This window comes from Nitriliruptor sp., from assembly GCF_040882075.1.
Lineage (GTDB): Bacteria > Actinomycetota > Nitriliruptoria > Nitriliruptorales > Nitriliruptoraceae > Nitriliruptor.
This window is the reverse complement of the sequence record NZ_JBBEBZ010000098.1, coordinates 1-3,909: the sequence shown is the minus strand read 5'-3', so window position 1 is coordinate 3,909 and position 3,909 is coordinate 1. Positions and strand designations below refer to the sequence as shown.

Below are 3,909 nucleotides of genomic sequence, written 5' to 3'. Positions count from 1 at the left end.
GAAGATCGGCTCGCGCCGCGGCCAGGTCGACCACCTCTACGGGTCGGTTTCCCCCACCGGCTGATCGCAGGGGGAGCCAGACCAGCGGCAACCACGTGCTGCCCGTACATCTCACGGATGCTGCTCGAAGGAGTCAGACGTGGAGAACCTCGCCGGGCTCGTCGCGAACGCCCCCGGATCGTCGCCTTGATCGTCATCCTGGCCGGCGCGACGTTCGCGACGGTGCGTGCGCTGCTGGAGTTCTCCAGCATCCTGAGCCTGGAGTTCCTCGTCGCGGCGGACATCATCGGCACGGTCGCGATCGACCCCAGCTTCGCGAACATCGGCGTCCTCGCCGCCATCGTCGCGGTTCGAACGTTCCTGAGCTCCAGTATCGAGCTCGAGACCGAGGGTCGGTGGCCCTGACAGGCCCCCGCCGGAAGCCACCACCTCCGTCCGGGTGACGAGCCCGAGCCGGGGCATGGCCGTCGCGAGGGTTGTTGCGGACCGTGTGCACCGAGAGGCGGAGAAGTCGCGCCACCTCGTCGTTCGTCAGCCCATCACCGACGAAGAGCACGGTGAGCCACTGCTGGAAGGACAACCCGGGCAGCTCCGGAGCCACCCGCGACAGCGGACCACACCCAGGGCGACCAGCGGACCGCTCGGGACGACAGCGCGCTACCCGGCGTTACCCAACTCCGAGTACCGCTGACGCAGGCCACCCTGCGCCGATGATGCACACCATCGCCGCAGTCAGTGCGCCGCACGCAGACCCATGAGGGCGAACAGCAGCAGTCCCACGCCCAGGGCGAGGAGCCGGTACTCGGATCGGCATGGCGTCCCCCAGACCGCCAGAGCAAGGAGCGCGACCAGCACGACGACCTGGGCCAGGACGCCGAGGTCCGTCCGAGGTAGGAGCAGGGAGTTCACCGGGAGAACCTCGCGGTGGGGTCGTACCGGTCGGGCGAGCGTCCGGTCGCGGATGTCATCATCCGCCCAACAGGCGCGTGACCGCACGAGCCATGGCACCGGGTCGCGGTGGTTCGTACCCATCCGGCAGATGCGCGGGCACCTCCTCGGCGACGGTCCGCAGGACGTCCGGTGTCGATGGGTTGACGAGCGCGACGTCACCCACCTGCACGGTCGGCACGGTCTCGTTGCCCCGGGCCACGGACCGGACGAACGCAGCGCCGTCCTCGTCCTGCCAGATGTCGACGCGGTCGAACTCGAGCCCTGATCGCTCCAAGCCACGCAGCAGCGAGCTGCAGAACCCGCAGCCGGGTCGCCAGTAGACGGTGATCGGGTGTACACGCATCGGAGCGGTGTCCTCTCGCAAGCAGTCGTCGGCGCTGGCAACCCCGCGGGAGGCCGGCTCCTTCCCGAGCCATCGCTCGGTCGACCAACGTGACGACGTCTCCGGTACGCAGAGCGCACCCGGCTCGGTGGCAACGCACGTCGATGAGGTCGATGGAAGCGATCGCGGTCGCGACGGTTCCCACGAGACACCCCATCCCCGGCTCGGAGATCGCCATGCACGCGCTCGGACTCAGCCCGCTACGACATCTCGCACCGGCAGGGCCCGTCATCGCCCGGCTCCTGGTCGGGATCGTGATGGCAGCCCACGGCTGGCAGAAGCTGACCGAGATGACCCCGGCCGGGTTCGGTGGGGACATGCTCGGCATGCTGGGCGTCCCAGCCCCCATCCTGGTCGGCTGGATCGTCACCATCGTCGAACTCGGCGGCGGTCTGCTCCTGATCCTGGGCGCCCTGACCCGCATCGCCGCGCTCCTGAACGCCGGCGTCCTCGTCGGTGCCCTGTTGCTGGTCAAACTCGACATCGGCCTGCTGACTCCGACGGGCGCGGACATGCCGGGCGCCGAACTCGAGCTCGGCCTGCTCGCCGGCCTCCTCGTCGTCGCGCTGCTCGGGCCGGGCAAGCCTTCACTCGACCACGCCCTCGGAATCGAGGAAGGCACGCCGACCACGTCGAACGCCGACAGCTACGCGACCTCCTGACCTACCGTGGCTGCCCGCGGTCGGACGGTCAGGGTGGAACGCCCCGCTCGAGGTCGCGATGGCCACGCTCGTCGCACGAACGAACCTCGTCGCACGAACGAACGATGGGAGCCGCGTGCACAGCCGTACCGCCACGATCGCCGGCACGCCGATCCGGTGGGTCGAGAGCGGGGAAGGCACCACACCCGTGGTGCTGATCCACGGGATCCCCACCGGCACCGACCTGTGGCGTCACGTCACGCCGCTGCTCGACGACGTCCGCGTCCTGGCCTTCGAGATGGTCGGGTACGGGCGCAGCATCCCCGCCGGTGAGGGACGCGACATCTCGATCGCCGCCCAGGCCGGCTACCTCGACGCGTGGCTGGATCACCTCGGGCTCGACCGGGCGATCCTGGTCGCACACGACCTCGGCGGTGGGGTCGCACAGATCGCCGCGGTCGAACGGCCCGAGCGCTGCGCTGGCCTGGTGCTGACCAACGCCATCGCCTACGACTCCTGGCCGATCCCGATCGTTCGAGCGATGCGGGCCGTGCCACAGCTGGTGGCGAACACGCCCCCGTCGCTGCTGAAGGCGAGCATCGGCACGCTCCTGGCGCGTGGCCACGACGACGCGTCGATGGCCCGCGAGTCGCTCGACATCCACTTCTCCCACTACGCGGCTCAGGGTCGTGGCGCTGGGACAGCACTGGCCCGTCAGGTCACCGCGCTCGACGTCCAAGACACCCTGCGGATCGCGGAGCGTCTCCCTGACCTCGACGTGCCCGCCCGGATCGTGTGGGGTCTGGCCGACCAGTTCCAGAAGGCCCGCTACGGCCAGCGTCTGGCCCGCGACCTCCGCGCCCGGGCGATCGGCATCCCCGGCGGCAAGCACTTCACCCCCGAGGACCACCCAGAGGTGATCGCCGCGGCCATCCGTGACCTCGTCGACCAGGCCGCCTGAACACGCCGGACCTGCCCGGCGTCAGTCCGGGCGATGCTGCGTGTCGACGTGCACAGCGGCACAGATGTCGCCTTCGCGGCAGTCAGCGGGATCCAGAGCACCGAGACGATCGCGCAGGGCGAGCAGTTCGCCGCGGGTGTGCTCGAGCTCCTGAAGCCGCGCGGTGACCTCCGCCAGGCGGTCACCGACGAGCCCGGCGACGTGGTGACAGGGGGCTTGCCCGCCGTCGCGGACGGCGAGCACCTCGCCGATGTGGGCCAGCGTGAGCCCAGAAGCCTGCGCCTGCCTGATGAAGCCGACCCTGGCGACGGCACCGTCCCGGTAGTCGCGGTAGCCGGCGGGCGTCCGAGCGGGCTCGGGCAGCAGTCCGACCGCCTCGTAGAAGCGCAGCGCCTTCGTGCTGACGCCCGTGGCGGTGGCCACCTCACCGATCAGCACCGTGGACCCTTCCGCTTGACCTTCCAGCACACTGGAAGGCGTAGCGTAGCTGTACCCGTCCACGAGGAGCAGCAGATGCGCCGCGTCACCGTGCAGTACTTCGATGGATGCCCCAACTGGAAGGTGCTCGACGAGCGCCTCCGTGACCTGGCGGGCGAGCACGACCTCGCGATCGACCACCGCCGGGTCGAGACCCCCGAGGAAGCGGAACGGGTCGGCTTCCGCGGCTCACCGACGCTCCTCATCGACGATGTCGACCCGTTCGCGACGGGTGACGAGCCCGTCGGCCTGGCGTGCCGCGTCTACCTCACCGACGACGGCCCACAAGGCTCGCCCACGGTCGAGCAGCTGCGAGCCGTTCTGGCTTGAACGCCGCCCGCAGCATCCGGCGGACGACCGTGGACCGGTTGGTAGCGATAGCCCTACAGCATCCGGACCGACCAGTTCGCCGGATCTACTTCCGATCTCTCCGTCTCGGAGCGCCGGCCGGGGTGGCACTCGCCGTGAACTGCTCCCCCAGCACCCTGACCGACCCG

General features: G+C 70.0%; 7 protein-coding genes. 4 read left to right on the top strand and 3 right to left on the bottom strand.

The annotated features are described in order from the left end of the window. The first annotated feature begins 186 nt into the window (after nucleotides 1-186). Nucleotides 187-405, top strand: coding sequence for a DUF1622 domain-containing protein (locus tag WEB03_RS05705; RefSeq protein ID WP_368069987.1), 219 nt, complete (start codon nucleotides 187-189; stop codon nucleotides 403-405). 327 nt (nucleotides 406-732) lie between these two features. Here WEB03_RS05705 and WEB03_RS05700 read toward each other — a convergent pair whose 3' ends face one another. Both WEB03_RS05700 and WEB03_RS05695 read right to left on the bottom strand, forming a co-directional pair. Beyond that, nucleotides 733-909: a hypothetical protein gene (locus WEB03_RS05700; RefSeq protein WP_368069986.1), complete on the bottom strand. Its 177-nt coding sequence runs from the start codon at nucleotides 907-909 to the stop codon at nucleotides 733-735. Nucleotides 910-967: 58 nt separating this feature from the next. Beyond that, nucleotides 968-1,294 carry a glutaredoxin domain-containing protein gene (locus WEB03_RS05695; RefSeq protein ID WP_368069985.1) on the bottom strand — a complete coding sequence of 109 codons (327 nt, stop codon included), beginning with the start codon at nucleotides 1,292-1,294 and terminating at the stop codon, nucleotides 968-970. A 215-nt stretch (nucleotides 1,295-1,509) separates the two neighbouring features. Here WEB03_RS05695 and WEB03_RS05690 point away from each other — a divergent pair, with 215 nt between their 5' ends. Both WEB03_RS05690 and WEB03_RS05685 read left to right on the top strand, forming a co-directional pair. Further along, nucleotides 1,510-1,995: a DoxX family protein gene (locus WEB03_RS05690; RefSeq protein ID WP_368069984.1), complete on the top strand. Its 486-nt coding sequence runs from the start codon at nucleotides 1,510-1,512 to the stop codon at nucleotides 1,993-1,995. Between the two features lie 115 nt (nucleotides 1,996-2,110). Next, nucleotides 2,111-2,935, top strand: coding sequence for an alpha/beta fold hydrolase (locus WEB03_RS05685; protein ID WP_368069983.1), 825 nt, complete (start codon nucleotides 2,111-2,113; stop codon nucleotides 2,933-2,935). A 21-nt stretch (nucleotides 2,936-2,956) separates the two neighbouring features. On the opposite strand, the gene WEB03_RS05680 is transcribed toward WEB03_RS05685, so the two are convergent. Then, complete coding sequence (locus WEB03_RS05680) at nucleotides 2,957-3,436, bottom strand: heavy metal-responsive transcriptional regulator (RefSeq protein ID WP_368069982.1); 480 nt, start codon at nucleotides 3,434-3,436, stop codon at nucleotides 2,957-2,959. A 12-nt stretch (nucleotides 3,437-3,448) separates the two neighbouring features. Between WEB03_RS05680 and WEB03_RS05675 the strand changes: the two genes are divergently transcribed. Then, nucleotides 3,449-3,742: a thioredoxin family protein gene (locus WEB03_RS05675; RefSeq protein ID WP_368069981.1), complete on the top strand. Its 294-nt coding sequence runs from the start codon at nucleotides 3,449-3,451 to the stop codon at nucleotides 3,740-3,742. The last annotated feature ends 167 nt before the right edge of the window (nucleotides 3,743-3,909 follow it).

Excerpts from the sequence above, each read along its gene's own strand:
- WEB03_RS05695 (WP_368069985.1), bottom strand. The coding sequence starts at position 1,294 with ATGCGTGTACACCCGATCACCGTCTACTGGCGACCCGGCTGCGGGTTC.
- WEB03_RS05690 (WP_368069984.1), top strand. The coding sequence starts at position 1,510 with ATGCACGCGCTCGGACTCAGCCCGCTACGACATCTCGCACCGGCAGGG.
- WEB03_RS05675 (WP_368069981.1), top strand. The coding sequence starts at position 3,449 with ATGCGCCGCGTCACCGTGCAGTACTTCGATGGATGCCCCAACTGGAAG.